14 protein-coding genes are annotated in these 18,692 nt (G+C 63.7%); 7 read left to right on the forward strand and 7 right to left on the reverse strand.

The window, feature by feature from the left end:
• Positions 1-17 precede the first annotated feature (17 nt).
• The gene (locus C4Q27_RS01220; RefSeq protein WP_104886331.1) at positions 18-1,442 is read left to right on the forward strand and encodes a GGDEF domain-containing protein; all 1,425 of its coding nucleotides are present in this window, start codon (positions 18-20) and stop codon (positions 1,440-1,442) included.
• A 1-nt stretch (position 1,443) separates the two neighbouring features.
• On the opposite strand, the gene C4Q27_RS01225 is transcribed toward C4Q27_RS01220, so the two are convergent.
• Positions 1,444-2,205 (reverse strand): TSUP family transporter, encoded by a 762-nt coding sequence (locus tag C4Q27_RS01225; RefSeq protein ID WP_010954755.1) that lies wholly within the window; start codon positions 2,203-2,205, stop codon positions 1,444-1,446.
• A 98-nt stretch (positions 2,206-2,303) separates the two neighbouring features.
• Between C4Q27_RS01225 and C4Q27_RS01230 the strand changes: the two genes are divergently transcribed.
• Both C4Q27_RS01230 and C4Q27_RS01245 read left to right on the forward strand, forming a co-directional pair.
• Positions 2,304-3,209: a LysR family transcriptional regulator gene (locus tag C4Q27_RS01230; RefSeq protein WP_104886332.1), complete on the forward strand. Its 906-nt coding sequence runs from the start codon at positions 2,304-2,306 to the stop codon at positions 3,207-3,209.
• A gap of 848 nt (positions 3,210-4,057) precedes the next feature.
• The gene (locus C4Q27_RS01245) at positions 4,058-4,243 is read left to right on the forward strand and encodes a hypothetical protein (RefSeq protein ID WP_104886334.1); all 186 of its coding nucleotides are present in this window, start codon (positions 4,058-4,060) and stop codon (positions 4,241-4,243) included.
• A gap of 171 nt (positions 4,244-4,414) precedes the next feature.
• Here C4Q27_RS01245 and C4Q27_RS01250 read toward each other — a convergent pair whose 3' ends face one another.
• The 6 genes from C4Q27_RS01250 to nicC all read right to left on the reverse strand — a co-directional run bounded on the left by C4Q27_RS01250 (position 4,415) and on the right by nicC (position 10,741).
• Positions 4,415-5,707, reverse strand: coding sequence for an OprD family porin (locus C4Q27_RS01250; protein ID WP_104886335.1), 1,293 nt, complete (start codon positions 5,705-5,707; stop codon positions 4,415-4,417).
• A gap of 137 nt (positions 5,708-5,844) precedes the next feature.
• On the reverse strand, positions 5,845-7,158 hold the full coding sequence (locus C4Q27_RS01255; protein ID WP_003251108.1) for an MFS transporter: 1,314 nt from the start codon (positions 7,156-7,158) through the stop codon (positions 5,845-5,847).
• A gap of 208 nt (positions 7,159-7,366) precedes the next feature.
• Entirely contained in the window at positions 7,367-8,008 is a 642-nt protein-coding gene (locus tag C4Q27_RS01260; protein WP_104886336.1) for an N-carbamoylsarcosine amidohydrolase, read from the reverse strand.
• Between the two features lie 15 nt (positions 8,009-8,023).
• The gene (locus tag C4Q27_RS01265; protein WP_104886337.1) at positions 8,024-8,776 is read right to left on the reverse strand and encodes an Asp/Glu racemase; all 753 of its coding nucleotides are present in this window, start codon (positions 8,774-8,776) and stop codon (positions 8,024-8,026) included.
• A gap of 13 nt (positions 8,777-8,789) precedes the next feature.
• Positions 8,790-9,596: an N-formylmaleamate deformylase gene (nicD, locus tag C4Q27_RS01270; protein ID WP_064492618.1), complete on the reverse strand. Its 807-nt coding sequence runs from the start codon at positions 9,594-9,596 to the stop codon at positions 8,790-8,792.
• Positions 9,593-10,741, reverse strand: a complete 1,149-nt coding sequence (nicC, locus tag C4Q27_RS01275; protein WP_064492619.1) for a 6-hydroxynicotinate 3-monooxygenase — start codon at positions 10,739-10,741, stop codon at positions 9,593-9,595. Before nicC ends, nicD begins: the two co-directional genes overlap by 4 nt.
• Positions 10,742-11,062: 321 nt before the next feature.
• Here nicC and C4Q27_RS01280 point away from each other — a divergent pair, with 321 nt between their 5' ends.
• The 4 genes from C4Q27_RS01280 (at position 11,063) to C4Q27_RS01315 (ending at position 18,690) form a co-directional block, all read left to right on the forward strand.
• Positions 11,063-12,115 (forward strand): 2,5-dihydroxypyridine 5,6-dioxygenase, encoded by a 1,053-nt coding sequence (locus C4Q27_RS01280; RefSeq protein WP_064492620.1) that lies wholly within the window; start codon positions 11,063-11,065, stop codon positions 12,113-12,115.
• A gap of 70 nt (positions 12,116-12,185) precedes the next feature.
• Entirely contained in the window at positions 12,186-12,662 is a 477-nt protein-coding gene (locus C4Q27_RS01285; protein WP_003251120.1) for a MarR family winged helix-turn-helix transcriptional regulator, read from the forward strand.
• A gap of 1,994 nt (positions 12,663-14,656) precedes the next feature.
• Complete coding sequence (locus C4Q27_RS01310) at positions 14,657-15,130, forward strand: (2Fe-2S)-binding protein (RefSeq protein ID WP_064491887.1); 474 nt, start codon at positions 14,657-14,659, stop codon at positions 15,128-15,130.
• Complete coding sequence (locus C4Q27_RS01315; RefSeq protein ID WP_104886339.1) at positions 15,127-18,690, forward strand: molybdopterin cofactor-binding domain-containing protein; 3,564 nt, start codon at positions 15,127-15,129, stop codon at positions 18,688-18,690. The genes C4Q27_RS01310 and C4Q27_RS01315 overlap by 4 nt, the downstream gene beginning before the upstream one ends.
• The last annotated feature ends 2 nt before the right edge of the window (positions 18,691-18,692 follow it).

Below are 18,692 nucleotides of genomic sequence, written 5' to 3' on the forward strand. Positions count from 1 at the left end.
CTGGATTTCGTTTCCGCTTGCCGGTCGAGTTCATGGTTTTTCCAGCCCAATCGCGCGTGTTGCCTTATGTCATTGTAGTTGGCGTAACCTTCGCCCTTACCCTGGGCGGTATCCTGGCACGCCCGATCGAATCGCTGTCGCTGTTCTGGCCAGTCAATGCCGTACTGGCCGGCGTACTGCTGCGCTACCCCCGTCAAGCCACGTTTACGGGCTTTAGCCTGGTGTGGCTGGCCATGGTCGGGGCCGACCTGCTGTGTGGCAGCGCCTGGGTACCGGCTCTGTGGTTAAACCTGTGCAATCTTGGCGTGGTGGTCACCCTCTGGCAGCTGCTGTCGCGCTTGCCACGCATGCACCGGCGCATGCGCAGCCCGCACGGCGTACTCAGCGTGTTCGCCGCCTGCGCCGCCGCTGCCATGGTGGCGGCCAGCATGGCAGCGGTAATGGCCGCACCCTGGTTCGAACAGTCGTTGCGCGCCACCTGGCTAGCCTGGTTCAGCGAACAGTTCTCGACCGGCGTGCTGGTGCTGCCGGTGCTGCTTACAGCGCCCTCGGTGCGGGCCTTGGTGCGCGGCGGCGCGCAGCCCATTCGCCTGGCGCCGTTGCTGGTACTGCTGGCCTCGCTGGCATTCAGCATCGCATTCGGTGGCCCTGGGGCCATTGCCTTCCCGATTGCCGCGTTACTGTGGTGTGCCTGGACCTACTCACCGTTCCTGGTTTCATTGCTGACGCTCACGGCCGGCAGTACGCTCATCGTGGCCGTGGCGCAAAACCTCATGCACTTCAGCGTGCCGCAGAGCGAGCCTGGGGTTACCACGCTGATGTCGGCGCGCCTGGGCATCGCCATGCTGGTGCTCGGGCCGCTGGTGGTGGCCTGCGTCAGCCAGGCCAACCGTAGCCTCATGGCCCGCCTGGCGCACCAGGCCACCGTCGATCACCTCACCGGCGTGCTCACCCGCAGCGCCTTCACACGCCGTGCCAACTCGCTGCTGGAGAGCCGCCAGCAGCACGCCCAGGCGCTGCCGCTGACCCTGATGATGCTGGACATCGACCACTTCAAGTCGATCAACGATGCCCACGGCCATGCCGTCGGTGACCAGGTGCTGCGCCAATTCGCCAGCACCCTGCAGGACCAACTGCACAACGATGAACTGATCGCACGGCTGGGTGGCGAAGAATTCGTTGTCATCCTGCCCGGACTTGCGCCAGAGCGGGCCAACTTCACCGCCGAACGCCTGCGCCGCGCCATACAGGACCTGCACGTGACACAGGCCGACCAGCGCCTGCAGATTACCGTGAGTATCGGTGTGGCAGGCTGCGACGCAGACATGCCGGCCCCCAGCCTCGACGAACTGCTGGCCAGTGCCGACCAGGCGCTGTACCGGGCCAAGGCCCGGGGCCGCAATCGCGTCGAACAGGCCGAAGCACAGCGCCTGGTGATCTGAACTAGCCGGCCAGCAGGTCCCACGACAGCTTGGCGATCAGCACACACAACAGCACCAGGAACAGCCCGCGGACAAACCCGGCACCCTTGCGTACCGCCAGCCAGGTACCGGTCAGCGCGCCGAGAATGTTACACACCGCCATGGGCAAGGCTATGGCGTACAGCACGTTGCCCGTCGGCACGAAGAACACCAGCGCCGCCAGGTTGGTGGCAATGTTCACCACCTTGGCCGAAGCCGAGGCGTGCAGGAAGTCCAGGGCAAAGAAGCGGATGAACAGGAAGATCAGGAAGCTACCGGTGCCCGGGCCGAACAGGCCATCGTAGAAGCCGATAGCACCGCCGATCAGCACTGCCAGGCACTGCTCCTTGCGGCCGACCTGCGCAGGTGTGTGCAAGGTGCCGAAGTCCTTCTTGCAGAAGGTGTAGACAGCCATCAGCACGATCAGCACCAGCACTGCCGGGCGCATCACGCTGGGGGGTACCAGCGACACCGTGGCGGCCCCCGCGAACGACATGACAAAGGCACTGAGTGCCGCCGGTACGATCAACCCCCAATCCAGCGTCACTTTACGGATGAACGAGCGGGCCGCGAAGGCCGTGCCGCACACGGACGCCAGTTTGTTGCTGCCGAGCAAGGCGGCCGGTTGCGCGGAGGGCAACACGTTGAACAAGGCCGGGATCTGGATCAGCCCGCCGCCACCCACCGCGGCGTCGATCAACCCAGCGGCGAAGGCGAACACAGAAAGCACAGCAATATCCATCATGACGCGGTTCCAGGCAGTGAAGACGCCTGCAAGGCTAATCAAAGTGGCACACTTGTGTTGAAATGCCATATTGCGATAACTGCAACGAGGAGCACGCCATGGCACTGGACATGCTGCGGGAAATTCAGGCGTTCGTCAGTGTGGCGCACAAGCGCAGCTTCGTTGCTGCCGCCCGCGCCCTGGGGCGTTCGCCCAGCGCAGTTACGCGCGCGGTACAAACCCTGGAAGACAATGCGGGAAGCAAACTGCTCAACCGCAACGCCAACGCCGTCACACTGACCGAGGCCGGCGAGCGCTTGCTGCCGCATGCCGAACGCTTGCTGGATGTGCAACGCGATGCTGCCGACGAACTGGCCGCGCTCAGCGGCAGCGCCCAAGGTTGGATTCGCTTTGCCGCGCCGCAACTGCTGGGAGAGCATGTGCTACCGCAAGTGCTTGCCGAGTTTTCCAGCCGCCACCCTCAGGTGACCCTGGACGTGCAGTACAGCGACGAAGCCCTTGACCCGCTGCAAGGTAAATTCGACTTCGTGGTGCGCGGCGCCTTTCCGCAATCGAGCGAGCTGATCGGCTACCCGCTTTGGCCCTACCAGCGCCACCTGTATGCCAGCCCGGCATATCTGGCCCTGGCTGGCACACCGCAACATCCGGAAGACCTGGATGGACACACCTTGATCCTGCATACCGCGCCACGCATCCTCAAGGCCTGGCACTTCTGCCACGATGACCAGATCACCAGCCTGCGCCCCAGGCCCAGGCTCCGCCTGGGCTCAGGAGGCGCGGTGTACCACAGCACCCTGGCCGGCGCCGGCATCGCACGCCTTGCCGCCTGGGTCGGCGAAGCACAGGTCAAGGCCGGCCGCCTGGTGCGGGTGTGCCCGCAGTACCGCTTGACGTCCAGTAGCGGCCAAGACCCACAGATGCATGCTGTATACCCTGCCGGCGAGTTGCCGACGCGGGTGCGTGACTTGCTGGCCGCCCTGCGCCGAGCCGGCCCGCTGTACTGAAACAAGCCATGAAACGACTGTTCAAATTCTGCTCAATTTAACAGAGCCCGCCGCGGGTCTGGCTTGCAGCACTTTATCCACAGACCTACCCACGTTTTTTGTGGACAGATTTCCCAGCGTAAAGAACGACTTATCGCACAAGGAGAAAGGCGAACTGGCCAACCTGACCCGCTCGATCCACGCCTGCCCTGAGAATGACTTGCACCTGATGCTGACCCAGCAGTGCGATGAAAAAGATGACCGGCCATTGGCCAATAGATTGGGCCCGTCGCTTGGAGTGGACGGGCCGCGCAGGGGAAAACGCAGTTGAACTCAGCTTGGCGGAATGGTGCCAAGAATACCAATCAGAATGGTCAGCAGCAGAAAACCACCCAGGAACAGCGCCAGCTTGCCCATTGGAACCTCTACAGTTGTGATGCGGGAATGGGCATATTGTCGAGCTTGGGCTGATACGGTTACAGATTCAGGTTTATGGAAAAAAAGCGGATCAGATGTGACGCGCAGATGCCGCCGAGCTGGATTCAGCCACAGTGGTTGACGCTGAGCACGTGTCGCTCGCGGGCCGGCAATTGATACATGAAGTTTCCAAACACGCCTCCAGGTTTACCCAGCACCTGCGTTGGGTGCGCTGCCCCTCGAAAGCGCCCGAACCCAGCCAATACGGTAGATTGAGCTTGCTTGGGAGGACACGATCTGAAACACGACTTGCAGGATTATTTACCGCACCCTGTAGGAAAGAAGGCGGCAATGAGTCTTGCCTGTATGAAACATCAGTTTCTCCGGCAAATTCGAGCTGCTACGGTCCATTTTTCCTACAACGGTACGGAAGCCTACAGCGTGAGAAAAGCATGGACTCGTTCAAAACCTCTGCACTGAAATTGCAGAAAAATCTGCTTAACCTGCGCGTTGAGTGTGAGCGCCTGAGAGGTGAAGGCAAGGACAAGGAAGCGGATCAACTCACTGGGCCGATCGCGCGGCTTGAGGAGGCCCTTCGGCAACTGCCGGATAGCCTGAAGCCCGACACCTTGCAGTGACCTGCAAGAGCCATTGTCATGCTCCACAGCTCAAACCTACCCATCACCTTGCAGGAGCAGCCTTGCGCTGCGAAGAGCGCGGTAAGGCAAACGACTGCCTTAGGCAGTTATTGCTTCTTCGCAGCACAAGGTTGCTTCGGGAACCGAGCTGGCGCCGGGTCACCTACCCCCTCAGAACAACTTGATCGTGTAACTCAGAATCAAGCGGTTCTCATCTATATCTGTCCGGTAGTTGGAGCGCGCCATCACGTTGCGCACCCGTATCCCAAGCCCGGCCAACGGCCCGCTTTGCACCACGTAGGCCAGGTCCAGGTCACGCTCGCGGTCACGCCCTTCAAAGCCCAGCCCTGTCTCCACGTCCCGGCCCTTCACATAACGCAGGGTCGACGTCAGCCCTGGAAGCCCCAAGGCGACAAAATTGTAATCATGTCGCACCTGCCACGAGCGTTCACCCGGCGCCGAGAACTCATAGGTCGGCAGCGTATTACCCATCGGGTTGGTGTTGGCGCCTACCTGGATAAAGCCGTCATCCCCGCCGATCTGCTGATAGCCCACATAGAAGGTATGCCCGCCGGTCTTGGCCGAGAACAGGCTGAACAGCGCATGGTTATCGTAGTCGCCAGCCACCTTGCTCCCGTCCTCGCTGGCATCGAAGTAGCCGGCATTGACCCCCAGCGTCCAGCCCCCGATCGGCTCGGCATGCTTGAAGCTGTAGAAGCGCTGCTGGTAGATATCCTCCAGCTGCGCCTGCCAGACACCGACGCTGGTTCGGTTGTCGTTGAAGGCATAGTCGGCCCCCACGTAGTTGAACCGGTCGCTGGTAAAACGCGCCAGCCGCGCCGGGTTGATCGGGTCGTTGACCAGCGCGTACATCTTCTGGCTGTTGGACGAGTCGCGCAGGCTGGTGGAGCGGAACTGGCCGGCGCTCAGGGTCAACCCGGCGAACTCGCGCGACTCCAGCATCGCGCCCTGGTATGTCGGCGGCAGCAGGCGCAAATCGCTGAACAGCAGCACCGGCAGGTTGGGCATCAACTCGCCCACCTTCAGCTCGGTTTGCGACACCTTGAACTTGATCGCCGCACCCACGCGGCTGTATTCGTCCGCCGACTTGCCGCTGTCCAGGCTGGGCAGCAACCCGGACCGGGCATGTTCCGGGCTGCTGTCGAGCTTGAAACCCAGCAGGCCAGTAACATCCACACCCACGCCAACGGTGCCCTGGGTATAACCGGAGCTGGCATTGAGGATAAACCCTTGCGCCCATTCCTGGGTGCGCGACTGGGTGCTGGCGCCCTTGATATCGGCATAGTCGCGGCTGAAGAAGTAATTGCGCGCCTGCAGCGTGGCGCGGGCGCCTTCGATGAAACCAGCCTCTTCTGCCGTGGCCTCTGCACACAAGGCGGCGGCAATACAACCGCCGGCCAGGCGTGCAGACGAAGAAAAACGCGGCGCAGTGAAACCTTGCATAGGGCTACTCCTGGATTTGGGCAACAGCAACCCGGCGCGGCGGCACTGCATGGCCACCGGCGTGCGGGTTGCATCGAGAGAGGTCGGCAGGCGGGCCTCGGCCCGCCTGCCCTGCCGTTGCGCGAAGCGCTGGGCCGCTAGCGGTTGACCAGCTTGGCCGGCAAGGCAATGACCAGGAAGCAGCTGAGGATCAGGCAGCCGGCAAACACCCACAGCGCAGCGTGCGAGGTGCCGGTGAGGTCGGTGACCACGCCCATCAGTGAGTTGCTCACCAGGCCGGCGATGTTGGCTACCGAACAGGCCAGGGCAAAGCCGGTGGCGGCTGCGGTACCTTTGAGGAAGGTCGCCGGCAGGCTGAAGAACACCGGCACCGCGCCGATGATCGCCGCCGAGGCAATGGCGAACAGCACCACGGTCATCACCAGGTTCTGGCTGAACAAGGTGCTGCTGGCCATGGCGATTGCACCAATGATGAACGGCACGATGATGTGCCAGCGGCGCTCGCGGTGGCGGTCGGAGCTGGCCCCGATCATGAGCATGCCAGCCAGCGCGGCCAGGCTTGGAATGGCCGTGAGCAGGCCGATATGGAAGGTGTCGCTGACGCCCGCATCGCGGATGAAGGTCGGCATCCAGAAGCCCATTGCATAGGCGCTGAGCAGGATCGAAAAGTCGATACCACCAAGCATCCACACCTTAAGGTTGAAGAAGCCATCGCGGAAGCTGTGTTTGCTGTCCTTGCCCTCGGCATCGTCGGCGGCCAGGTCTGCCGCCAGTTGTGCCTTGTCGTCAGCCGACAGCCACTTGGCCTGCTGAAAATGGTTAGGCAATGCCCAGAACGTGAGGATGCCGAGTAAAACGCTGGGGATCGCCTCCAGCAGGAACAGCCACTGCCACCCATGCAAACCTTGAACCTGGTCGAAATGCCCCATGATCCAGCCAGAAATCGGCCCGCCAATCACGCTCGACAACGGCAGCCCGATCATGAACAGGGCAATGATGCGCCCGCGGCGATAGGTGGGGTACCACATGGTCAGGTAGTACAGCACGCCTGGCAGGAAGCCGGCTTCGGCCGCCCCCAGCAGGAAACGCAGGATATAGAACTGGGTGGTGCTGGTGACGAACATGGTGCAGGCCGACAGCAGGCCCCAGGTGATCATGATGCGGGCGATCCACAGCTTGGCGCCAACGCGCTGCAGGATCAGGTTGCTCGGCACTTCGAAGATGATGTAGCCGACGAAGAACAGCCCGGCACCCAGGCCATAGGCCGCTGTGCTGAACTGCAGGTCTTCGAGCATCTGCAGCTTGGCGAAGCCGACATTGATGCGGTCCAGATAAGCTGCAAGGTAGCAGAAGCACAAGAAGGGGATGAGCCTCCAGGTGATCTTGCTGTACAGCGCTTTCGTGCCATGGTCGATGTCACTGTGGACCGTGGTTGCATTCGCAATTGGCATTTCCTGTCTCCTGGCGGGCGACTTTGTGGTTGTTTTAAGGCCAGCAGTTTTCGACGCGCCGGGCACGCCGCGCATTCTACGCGGCGGGCCTGGACAGCGCCTGAAGACCCCGAGTGTTCCTGCGGGGCGACCACCCGGACAGCAGGCGGTCATGGACGGGCTTCCCGCACCGGTCCTTGATTGTTATTGGGTAGGCGCTGCCCGGCGTTCAGCCGGCCAGGTGCCTGAGTTGCTGCATGGCATCCTGCCGGGTGACGACATCGCCGTACTTGCTGTCGATGTCGAACAGGTTGGCTTCGTGCGGGTCGCTGTGGCGGTCACCGACACACTCGCGCACCACGATGGTTCGAAACCCGTGCTGCATGGCATCCACCGCACTGGCGCGGATGCAGCCGCTGGTCGAGCAGCCAGCCAGCACCACGGTATCCACCCCCTGTGCATGCAGCAGCGGGGCCAGGCTGGTGGCGAAGAAAGCGCTGGCGTACTGCTTGCTCAGCACCACCTCCCCTGCCTGTGGCGCAACGGCCTCGCAAAAGGCTGCCAGCGGGTTGCCTTCGACCATGTCCTTCATCACCGGCGCCTTGCGCACCCACACGCCGCCGTCAGCAAAATGCGGAGGCTGGTAGCGGATGTTGGTATGCACCACCAAGGTACCGCAGTCGCGGGCCAGCGCCAGCAGGCCGGCGGCCTGCTCGACCGCTGCGACCACGCCCGAGGCGTACAGCGGTGCGCCCGGGGTGGTGTAGCCCTGCATGAAGTCGATCATCAGCAGGGCCGGCTTGCGGCCAAAGCCGATGCGCTGGCCCCACACACCCTGGTAGTTGTCACGGGCGCTTTGTGCGTCGCTCATGTCCGTCTCCCGATTTCAGTAGGCGCCCGACAGCAAGGCACCGGCGCCCGGCACGATCGGCTCCAGGTCCAGCGCCTTGAGCATGGCGTAGGTGGTAGCGATGGCAGCGGTGACCACCGGCTTGCCGGTTTGCGCCTCGACCTTGGCCACTGCCGGCAGCGATTGCATCTGCACGCACGCCGACAGCACCACCACATCGACGCCTTCAAGGTCCATGCCGGCGACGATGTCCGGCAGGTTGGCCGGGTCGTGACGGGCCACGGCGAGGTTGTCGGGGATTTCCAGCGCGCGCCAGTCCTGCACCTCGAAGCCTTCCTCGCGGATGTAGTTCACCACCAGCTCGGTCAGCGGCTTCATGTACGGCGCGACGATGGCAATGCGCTTGGCCTTCATCACATGCAAGGCTTCCACCAGCGCCCCGGCGCTGGTGATCACCGGCGCCAGTGCATCATTGTCGGCGGTGGCCTGCTGCAGGCGCTTTTCAGATTGGCGGTGATAGCCCAGCCCCATGGCCATGATCGCCACAAGGCAGGCATAGCCCAGCACATCGACCTTGGCGTCGGACAGCTCGACTGCGCAGCGGTCGGACTCGGCGTCCATCGCGGCCAGTTCTTCCTTCTTCACCTGCTTCATGCGCATGCGGCTGGAATGGAAGGTGAACCGCTCGGGGCGGATCGCCTGGCGTGCGTTGAGCATCGCCGGAATTTCGGTTTCCATGGTGGTGTTCGAACTCGGCACGATCTGGCCGATGCGGTATAGCTGGGTCATGTCTCGTGCTCCGTCAGACGAGGGGGTGGTCGAGGAAGTCGCCAAAGGCGGCGAAGAAACCGTCCAGGTCATCCCAGGGGATCATGTGGCCGGCGTTATCCACGTACGCGACCTGGATATCCGGCTTGAGCTCGCGCATTTCAGCAATGTCACGGGGCTCGATCACTCCACCCCGCCCGGCCACCATCAGCAATGCCGGCTGGCGCACCGCGGGCAGGTACTGGTGGATATCGACCTCGTGGAAATCATCGAAGGCCCGCACGATCGCCGGCTCGTAGCAGGTGTGCAGCCACTCGGCACGCAGGGCCAGCTGCTCGTCGCTCCAGGTGGCACAGAAGGCGCGCATGTCATCGCCGCTCATGCCAACCGTGGCTTGGCGGATCGAATCGACGTACCACGGCAACTTGCTCGGGTAGGCACGGCGGCCCGGCCCGGACACCGGTGGGTCGACCAGCACCAGCCGCTGCAGCCCCGGTGCCCCTTGGGCGGCTGCGCGGATGGCAAAACGCGCACCCATCGAGTGACCGAGCAGATGGTAGCCATCCAGGCCCAGCGCGGCGGCAAAGGCGGGAATATCCGCAGCACAAGCGTCGGTGCCGTAGTCCAGGTCGGGGCCGCTTGAAGACAAGCCACGCCCGCGCACATCCAGCACATAGGTGTCGAAATACTGCCCAAGGCGCTCGGCGACAAAGCTCCAGGTGATCGCTGGGCTTGTGATGCCCGGCACCAGGATCAGCGCATGGCCCTTGCCACCATAGCGCAGGTAATGCTGGCGGATGCCATTGGCGCTGACGTTACCACCAGCGACGAAGGTGCTCATGCCGCCTCCCCGCTTTCAAGCTGCTGCCCATAGAGGTCGTAGCCGTAAACCCAGGCTGGATCTTCCTGGCTGTAGAGCCAGGTGTTGGCGTTGGATACCGATTGCACCTGCGATGCCCGCTCTTTACGGTTGGCCTCGTAGAGGGCGAACGCCGTGCGGTGGTCGGACAGCCCGGTCTCCTGCAGGCAGCGGGTCAGCATGGCCGCGTCCTCGATGGCCATGCACGCGCCCTGGGCCATGTGTGGCTTCATCGGGTGGCAGGCGTCGCCCAGCAGCACCAGGCGGCCACGGCTCCACAACGGCAACGGGTTGCGGTTGCGCAACGGCCACTTGGTGATCGATTCGGTAGCGTCGATCAGCTTCTGCACCGTGGGGTGGTAGCCTTCGAAGGCTGCGCGCATTTCTTCCTGGCTGCTGTCGACGAACGCACCCTGGAAGTCCCAGGCTTCATGTGGCACGCCGGTGACGAAGTAATACTCGTCGCGCTTGCCGGTGGTGTAGTAGACCATCATGTGGCGGTCTTCGGACCACCATTTGACGCAGGGCTCAAACACATCGGCATGCTGTGCCAGGTTCACCCCGCGAATCAGTGCACGGTGCGCGACCCAGCCGCTGTAGATCGGCGCTTCAGCCCCCAGCAACTCTTCACGGATCTTCGAGTGGATGCCGTCGGCCCCGATGACGATGTCGGCCACGGTGTGGGTGCCGTCGGCGAAGTCCAGGCGCACCTGGTCACCTTCGTCGACGATCTTTTCCAGGCGCTTGCCGAAGTGCACGGTGCCCGGCTTGATGGCCTCGATCTGCAGGGCGTGCAGGTCGCCACGGTGGATGGTGATGTAGGCGGCGCCGTATTCGCGGCGGGCAAACTCGCCCAGCGGAATGCGCGACAGGTAATCACCGGTATTGCCGTCGCGGCTGAACCAGAAGTCCGGGTGCGAGCCCATCAGCTCCAGCTTCTGCTCCAGCCCCATGCGGCGGAAGATTTTCATCACGTTAGGGCCGATATGAATGCCCGCGCCCAGGCGGGTGAACGCCGGAGCCTGTTCGAATACCTCGACATCGAACCCGGCCTGTTGCAGCAACGTGGCGGCGGCCGCCCCACCCAGACCTGCACCGACGATTGCGATTTTCTGCCTACCCCGCATGGGTATGTCTCCTCTTGTTCTGATAGGTGGCCAGCGGTTCAACCGCCTGACGATTTAGAGCGTATACGCTATAAATGACCTTTGAAAAGAGCCAGCTGAAAATATTTTTCAAACAGCTGATCGAAACGACACCCGGCTGATTGTTACCGTAAATAATGGTCAATGTGTGGATAGGTAACGTTTTAACAGATCACTTGCGCTCGCTGGCAGGATGCGTTTTCATCTACACAAGTAGGGTGTACACACTATTATTTTGCACCTAGATGAAGCACCAGGCACTGCCATGGTGCGCCCCTGTCAACGCCACCCAGGAGAACCCCGATGCCGGTGAGCAATGCACAACTGACCCAGATGTTCGAGCACGTACTGAAGCTGTCTCGCGTGGACGAAACGCAGAGCGTGGCCGTGCTCAAGAGCCACTACTCCGACTCGCGCACGGTCAACGCCGCCATGGAGGCCGCCCAGCGTTTGAAGGCCAAGGTGTATGCGGTAGAGCTGCCGGCGTTCAACCACCCGACCGCCATGGGCAACGACATGACGGCCTACTGCGGCGACACCGCGCTGACTGGCAACCTGGCGGCGCAGCGGGCGCTGGAAGCCGCCGACCTGGTCGTCGACACCATGATGCTGCTGCACTCGCCCGAGCAGGAGCAGATTCTCAAGACCGGCACGCGCATCCTGCTGGCCGTGGAGCCACCTGAGGTGCTGGCGCGCATGCTGCCGACCGAAGACGACAAACGCCGGGTGCTGGCTGCCGAAACCCTGCTGAAACAGGCGCGCAGCCTGCATGTGCGGTCCAAGGCCGGGAGCGACTTCCATGCCCCGCTCGGCCAGTACCCCGCCGTGACTGAGTACGGCTATGCCGACGAACCGGGGCGCTGGGACCACTGGCCCAGCGGCTTTCTGTTCACCTGGCCGAACGAGGACAGCGCCGAAGGCACGCTGGTGCTGGACGTGGGTGACATCATCCTGCCGTTCAAGAACTATTGCCGCGAGCGCATCACCCTGGAAATCGAAAAAGGCTTCATCACCGGCATACATGGCGGCTTCGAGGCCGAGTACCTGCGTGACTACATGAAATACTTCAACGACCCCGAGGTATACGGCATCTCGCACATAGGCTGGGGCCTGCAGCCGCGCGCGCAATGGACGGCCATGGGCCTGCACGACCGCAACGACGGCATGTGCATGGATGCCCGTGCGTTCTACGGCAACTTCCTGTTCTCCACCGGCCCCAACACCGAGGTCGGCGGCAAGCGCAAGACCCCGTGCCACCTGGACATCCCGCTGCGCAATTGCGATATCTACCTGGATGACAAGGCGGTAGTGCTGGCCGGCGACGTGGTTGCTCCAGAGGAGTCGCGAGCGCGATAGGGGTTATACTGGCCGGGCGCTCCGCTATTGGCGGCCGGCCAGCCTCTTTCCACCCAGCCCAAGCCATCCTATGTCGAAAAAAACCACCCCCAGCAGCGCCCCGCTCGACAACACCCCCTACGACGTTACCGAACAGGTCGGGCACTTGCTGCGCAAGGCCTACCAACGGCACACGGCGATCTTCCAGCAGCAGGCCTGCGACCCGCAGCTTACCTCGATCCAGTTCGTCACCCTGTGCGCCCTGCGCGATCACGGCCCCAGCTCCCAGGCTGAACTGATCAAGGCCACCGCGGTGGACCAGGCAACCATCCGCGGCATCGTCGAGCGCCTGAAGGCGCGCGAGCTGGTGCAGCTTTCGCCAGACCCGGGGGACCGGCGCAAGGTCATCGTCGAACTCACCGAAAGCGGCGCGGCCTTGCTCGATGCAATGATCCCCTGCGCCCGGCAGATCAGCGAATTGAGCATGGGCAGCCTGAATGCCGGGGAGCGCGTAGCCATTTTGTACCTGCTGCGCAAGATGATCGACAGCGACGAGAACGCGGGCTGAAAATTGTTGTGACTGCCGCGATTGCCGTCACAGATACGCAGCCTGAGAGATCAAGCGCATCGCGAGCAAGCTCGCTCACATTGGACACGCATCGGTGGTTGGACACAGGCCGCCGTAGGAGCGGGTTCACCCGCGAATGGGCCGGCCCTGCTGGCCAATCTCCACCCGCCGATCACCGTCACCGCCACCACCGTATTCGCGGGTAACCCCGCTCCTACACACACAACATCGGGGGTTCGGCACAACATCGGGGGTTCGGCACAGGCCGTCGTAGGAGCGGGTTCACCCGCGAATGGGCCGGTCCTGCTAACCAATCTCCACCCGCCGATCACCGCTACCGCCGCCACCGTATTCGCGGGTAAACCCGCTCCTACACACACAACATCGGGGGTTCGGCACAACATCGCGGGTTCGGCACAGGCCGTCGTAGGAGCGGGTTCACCCGCGAATGGGCCGGTCCTGCTAACCAATCTCCACCCGCCGATCACCGCTACCGCCGCCACCGTATTCGCGGGTAAACCCGCTCCTACACACACAACATCGGGGGTTCGGCACAACATCGCGGGTTCGGCACAGGCCGTCGTAGGAGCGGGTTCACCCGCGAATGGGCCGGTCCTGCTGGCCAATCCCCACCTGCCGATCACTGTTGCCGCCACCACCGTATTCGCGGGTAAACCCGCTCCTACACACGCATCGGGGGTTCGGCACAACATCGCGGGTTCGGCACAGGCCGTCGTAGGAGCGGGTTCACCCGCGAATGGGCCGGTCCTGCTAACCAATCTCCACCCGCCGATCACCGCTACCGCCGCCACCGTATTCGCGGGTAAACCCGCTCCTACACACACAACATCGGGGGTTCGGCACAACATCGCGGGTTCGGCACAGGCCGTCGTAGGAGCGGGTTCACCCGCGAATGGGCCGGCCCTGCTGGCCAATCTCCACCTGCCGATCACCGGTGCCGCCACCACCGTATTCGCGGGTAAACCCGCTCCTACACACGCATCGGGGGTTCGGCACAACATCGCGGGTTCGGCACAGGCCGTCGTAGGAGCGGGTTCACCCGCGAATGGGCCGGCCCTGCTAACCAATCTCCACCCGCCGATCACCGCTACCGCCGCCACCGTATTCGCGGGTAAACCCGCTCCTACACACACAACATCGGGGGTTCGGCACAACATCGCGGGTTCGGCACAGGCCGTCGTAGGAGCGGGTTCACCCGCGAATGGGCCGGTCCTGCTGGCCAATCCCCACCTGCCGATCACTGTTGCCGCCACCACCGTATTCGCGGGTAAACCCGCTCCTACACACGCATCGGGGGTTCGGCACAACATCGCGGGTTCGGCACAGGCCGTCGTAGGAGCGGGTTCACCCGCGAATGGGCCGGCCCTGCTAACCAATCTCCACCCGCCGATCACCGCTACCGCCGCCACCGTATTCGCGGGTAAACCCGCTCCTACACACACAACATCGGGGGTTCGGCACAACATCGCGGGTTCGGCACAGGCCGTCGTAGGAGCGGGTTCACCCGCGAATGGGCCGGCCCTGCTGGCCAATCTCCACCTGCCCATCACTGTTGCCGCCACCACCGTATTCGCGGGTAAACCCGCTCCTACACACACAACATCGGGGGTTCGGCACAACATCGCGGGTTCGGCACAGGCCGTCGTAGGAGCGGGTTCACCCGCGAATGGGCCGGCCCTGCTGGCCAATCTCCACCTGCCGATCACCGGTGCCGCCACCACCGTATTCGCGGGTAAACCCGCTCCTACACACACACAACATCGGGGGTTCGGCACAGCGAGATGCGCCGCGCGGGCGGCGCTCGGTTTCCCGGGCGCCGACAATCTTTAACCCTGCCCCACCATCACAGTTCTCTGCAGATTCATCTCTGGCCTGCTTCTTGCTCTCTCATTTCATGTAGTGAGTACTTACCGAAACGCTCGCGTCATTTGAGTCCTTTGGTAGCGCAAGCAACCTCCAGAGATGAGCCAATAATGCAAACAACCATCTCCCTGCAGGTCAACGGCCAGCCCGTCGAAGTCAGCGCCATGCCTGACACCCCGCTGCTGCTGATCCTGCGCAACGACCTGTGCCTGAACGGCCCCAAGTACGGCTGCGGCCTGGGCGAATGCGGGGCGTGTACGGTGATCATCGACGGCGTGGCCGCCCGCTCCTGCGTCATCCCCTTGGCCGGCGCCGCTGGCCGCAATATCACCACCCTCGAAGGGCTGGGCAGCAAGGCCGCGCCGCACCCCGTGCAACAGGCGTTCATCGACGAGCAGGCGGCCCAGTGTGGTTACTGCATGAACGGCATGATCATGACTGCCAAGGCCCTGCTCGATCGCATTCCCGAGCCCAGCGACGAACAGATTCGCAATGAGCTGTCCGGCAACCTGTGCCGCTGCGGCACCCACGTCGAAATCCTGCGCGCCGTGCGCCGCGCTGCCGAGACCCGGAGAAAGCCATGAACCACTCACAACAGGTGCCCAGCCGCGATCAACTGCTGGCCAAGACCGGCGTGTTGCTGATCGTCGACCAGATCACCCCACCCTCAGGCCCTGTGGCCAAGGGCGTGACACCTGCAGTCAAGGAACGTGAGCTGGCGCTGTTCATCGCGGTCAGCGACGACGGCATGGTCTACGCCTTCAATGGCCATGTCGACCTGGGCACTGGTATCCGCACCTCGCTGGCGCAGATCGTCGCCGAAGAGCTGGACGTGCGCATGGACCAGGTGCACATGGTGCTGGGCGACACCGAGCGGGCACCCAACCAGGGCGCGACCATTGCCAGCGCCACCCTGCAGATTTCCGCGGTACCGCTGCGCAAGGCCGCAGCCACAGCGCGACGCTATCTGTTGCAACAGGCCGCCCTACGCCTTGGCTGCCCGCCCGAAATGCTGCGCATTGAAGACGGCACGGTTATCGCCAGTAACGGCAGCACGCTGAGCTTTGCCGAACTGGTGCAAGGCGAGAACCACCAGCTGCACATTGCCGACGACGCCCCGCTCAAGGCCATCGAGGACTACCGCCTGGTCGGGCGCAGCGCCCCTCGAGTAGACATCCCTGGCAAGGCCACCGGCGAGCTGACCTATGTTCACGACATGCGCCTGCCCAACATGCTTCACGGTCGGGTCATCCGCCCGCCCTATGCCGGCCATGACAGCGGCGACTTTGTCGGCAACAGCCTGCTGGCGGTGGATGAATCCTCCATCGCCCATCTACCCGGCGTGGTCGCCGTGGTGGTCATCCGCGACTTCGTCGGTGTGGTGGCAGAGCGCGAAGAGCAAGCCATCCGTGCAGCCCATGAGCTGAAAGTCAGCTGGAAGCCCTTTACAGGCAAGCTGCCCGACCTTAGCGATGTCGCCCAGGCCATCCGCGACAACCCGCGCGTGCAGCGCACTGTGCTGGACCAGGGCGATGTCGACAGCGGCATCGCCAATGCCAGCCAGCGCCTGAGCCGCAGCTACCTGTGGCCTTACCAGCTGCACGCATCGATCGGCCCATCATGTGCACTGGCCGACTTCACCGCAGGGCAGATCCGCGTGTGGTCAGGTACGCAGAACCCGCACCTGCTGCGCGCAGACCTGGCCTGGCTGCTGGCGTGCGACGAAGCACGCATCGAGATCATTCGCATGGAGGCAGCCGGCTGTTATGGCCGCAACTGCGCCGATGACGTGTGCGCCGACGCGGTGCTGCTGTCGCGTGCGGTGCAGCGCCCGGTGCGGGTGCAGCTGACCCGCGAACAGGAACACGTATGGGAGCCCAAGGGCACCGCGCAGCTGATGGAAATCGATGGCGGCCTGAACGCCGATGGCAGCGTGGCCGCCTATGACTTCCAGACCAGCTACCCGTCCAATGGCGCGCCCACCCTGGCCCTGCTGCTGACCGGTGCCGTGGAACCGGTGCCGGCGCTGTTCGAGATGGGCGATCGCACGTCGATCCCACCTTATGATTACCAACACATGCGCGTCACCATCAATGACATGACGCCACTGGTGCGCGCCTCGTGGATGCGGGGGGTGTCGGCCATGCCCAACAGCTTCGCCCACGAGTCGTACATTGATGAGCTGGCCTTCGCCGCTGGCGTCGACCCGGTCGAATATCGCCTCAAGCACCTGTCCGACCCGCGCGCCATCGACCTGGTCAAAGCCACCGCTGAACGCGCGCAATGGCAGCCGCATACCCGGCCCATGCAGACACAGGCCGAAGGTGACGTGCTGCGCGGCAGGGGCTTTGCCTATGCGCGCTATATCCACAGTAAATTTCCCGGCTTCGGCGCGGCCTGGGCAGCTTGGGTGGCTGATGTCGCAGTGGACCGGCGCACAGGCGAAGTCGCCGTCACCCGCGTGGTGATCGGCCACGATGCCGGGATGATGGTCAACCCCGAGGGTGTGCGTCACCAGATCCACGGTAACGTCATCCAGTCCACCAGCCGGGTACTCAAGGAGCAGGTCAGTTTCGAAGAATCGACAGTGGCGAGCAAGGAATGGGGCGGCTACCCGATCCTGACCTTCCCCGAGCTGCCGGCTATCGACGTGATGATGCTGCCGCGCCAGCACGAGCCGCCAATGGGCAGCGGCGAATCAGCCTCGGTACCCAGCGCAGCGGCCATCGCCAATGCCATTTTCGACGCCACCGGCATTCGTTTTCGCGAGCTGCCGATCACTGCCGAACGCGTGCGCGCTGCGCTCGGTGGCGAAGGCCAAGGGCCAGATGCGCCCGCGCCAGCGCAGCCGTCAACCAAGCGTTCGAAGTGGTGGTTCGGCTCGCTGGCCGGGTTGTTCGGCGCCGCATTGGGCATGCTTGCCACCGCCTTGCCCTGGCGCGCCGAAATCGCCCCGGTAACGCCACCTGGTGTCGGCAGCTGGAGCGCTGCCATGCTCGAGCGCGGGCGCCAGGTGGCGGCAGCCGGCGACTGCGCCGTGTGCCATACGGTCAGTGGCGGCAAGGCCAATGCCGGGGGGCTGGCAATGGATACGCCTTTCGGCACGCTGTACAGCACCAATATCACCCCCGACCCGGAAACCGGCATCGGCCGCTGGTCCTTCGCCGCCTTCGAGCGGGCCATGCGCGAAGGTATCAGCCGCGATGGCCGGCACCTGTACCCGGCGTTTCCCTACACCTCGTTTCGCAACATCAACGACGCCGACATGCAAGCGCTGTATGCCTACCTGATGTCGCAAACACCGGTACGCCAGGAAGCGCCCGCCAACCAGATGCGCTTCCCGTTCAACCAGCGGCCGCTGATGGCCGGCTGGAATGCGCTGTTTCTGCAACGCGGCGAATACCAGCCCGACCCGCAGCGCAGCGCGCAGTGGAACCGCGGTGCCTACCTGGTCGACGGCCTGGGCCACTGCACGGCCTGCCACTCGCCGCGTAACCTGATGGGTGCAGAAAAAGGCGGTAGCAGCTACCTTGCCGGCGGCATGGTCGATGGCTGGGAGGCCCCGGCCTTGAATGCCCTGGCCAAGTCATCGACGCCGTGGAGCGAAGACGAGTTGTTCAACTACCTGAGCACTGGCTTCTCCGAAAAACATGGCGTGGCGGCCGGCCCCATGGGCCCGGTGGTCAGTGAGCTTGCCACCCTGCCAAAAAGCGACGTGCGCGCCATCGCCCACTACCTCAGTTCCCTGGAGGGCGAGCCGCAGGCACTGGCCGCCAATGCCGCGCCCCAGGTGGACACGCACGTGTCGCTGAGCAACGGCGAGCGGGTATTCAAAGGTGCGTGCCTGGCCTGCCACAGTGATGGGCTGGGGCCGAAGCTGTTTGGCGTCAGCCCGTCGATGGCGGTCAACAGCAACGTCCACAGCGACCTGCCGGACAACCTGCTGCGCGTGGTGCTGCACGGCATTCCGACCCCGGCAACCCGCGACCTGGGCTACATGCCTGGTTTCAAGGACAGCCTGTCGGACCGCCAGGTAGCCGACCTCGCGGCCTACCTGCGCCATCGTTTTGCCGCCGACAAACCGGCCTGGCAAGGGCTGGCGTCCAAGGCTGCGCAGGTACGCGCCAACCCTGGCAGCCACTGAGG

It is taken from the genome of Pseudomonas sp. SWI36 (assembly GCF_002948105.1).
GTDB lineage: Bacteria > Pseudomonadota > Gammaproteobacteria > Pseudomonadales > Pseudomonadaceae > Aquipseudomonas > Aquipseudomonas alloputida.

Coding starts and splice junctions, on each gene's coding strand:
- C4Q27_RS01260 (WP_104886336.1), bottom strand. CDS start 8,008: ATGAGCGACGCACAAAGCGCCCGTGACAACTACCAGGGTGTGTGGGGC.
- C4Q27_RS01255 (WP_003251108.1), bottom strand. CDS start 7,158: ATGCCAATTGCGAATGCAACCACGGTCCACAGTGACATCGACCATGGC.
- C4Q27_RS01285 (WP_003251120.1), top strand. CDS start 12,186: ATGTCGAAAAAAACCACCCCCAGCAGCGCCCCGCTCGACAACACCCCC.
- C4Q27_RS01265 (WP_104886337.1), bottom strand. CDS start 8,776: ATGACCCAGCTATACCGCATCGGCCAGATCGTGCCGAGTTCGAACACC.
- nicD (WP_064492618.1), bottom strand. CDS start 9,596: ATGAGCACCTTCGTCGCTGGTGGTAACGTCAGCGCCAATGGCATCCGC.
- C4Q27_RS01280 (WP_064492620.1), top strand. CDS start 11,063: ATGCCGGTGAGCAATGCACAACTGACCCAGATGTTCGAGCACGTACTG.
- nicC (WP_064492619.1), bottom strand. CDS start 10,741: ATGCGGGGTAGGCAGAAAATCGCAATCGTCGGTGCAGGTCTGGGTGGG.
- C4Q27_RS01310 (WP_064491887.1), top strand. CDS start 14,657: ATGCAAACAACCATCTCCCTGCAGGTCAACGGCCAGCCCGTCGAAGTC.
- C4Q27_RS01225 (WP_010954755.1), bottom strand. CDS start 2,205: ATGATGGATATTGCTGTGCTTTCTGTGTTCGCCTTCGCCGCTGGGTTG.
- C4Q27_RS01230 (WP_104886332.1), top strand. CDS start 2,304: ATGGCACTGGACATGCTGCGGGAAATTCAGGCGTTCGTCAGTGTGGCG.
- C4Q27_RS01250 (WP_104886335.1), bottom strand. CDS start 5,707: ATGCAAGGTTTCACTGCGCCGCGTTTTTCTTCGTCTGCACGCCTGGCC.
- C4Q27_RS01315 (WP_104886339.1), top strand. CDS start 15,127: ATGAACCACTCACAACAGGTGCCCAGCCGCGATCAACTGCTGGCCAAG.
- C4Q27_RS01245 (WP_104886334.1), top strand. CDS start 4,058: ATGGACTCGTTCAAAACCTCTGCACTGAAATTGCAGAAAAATCTGCTT.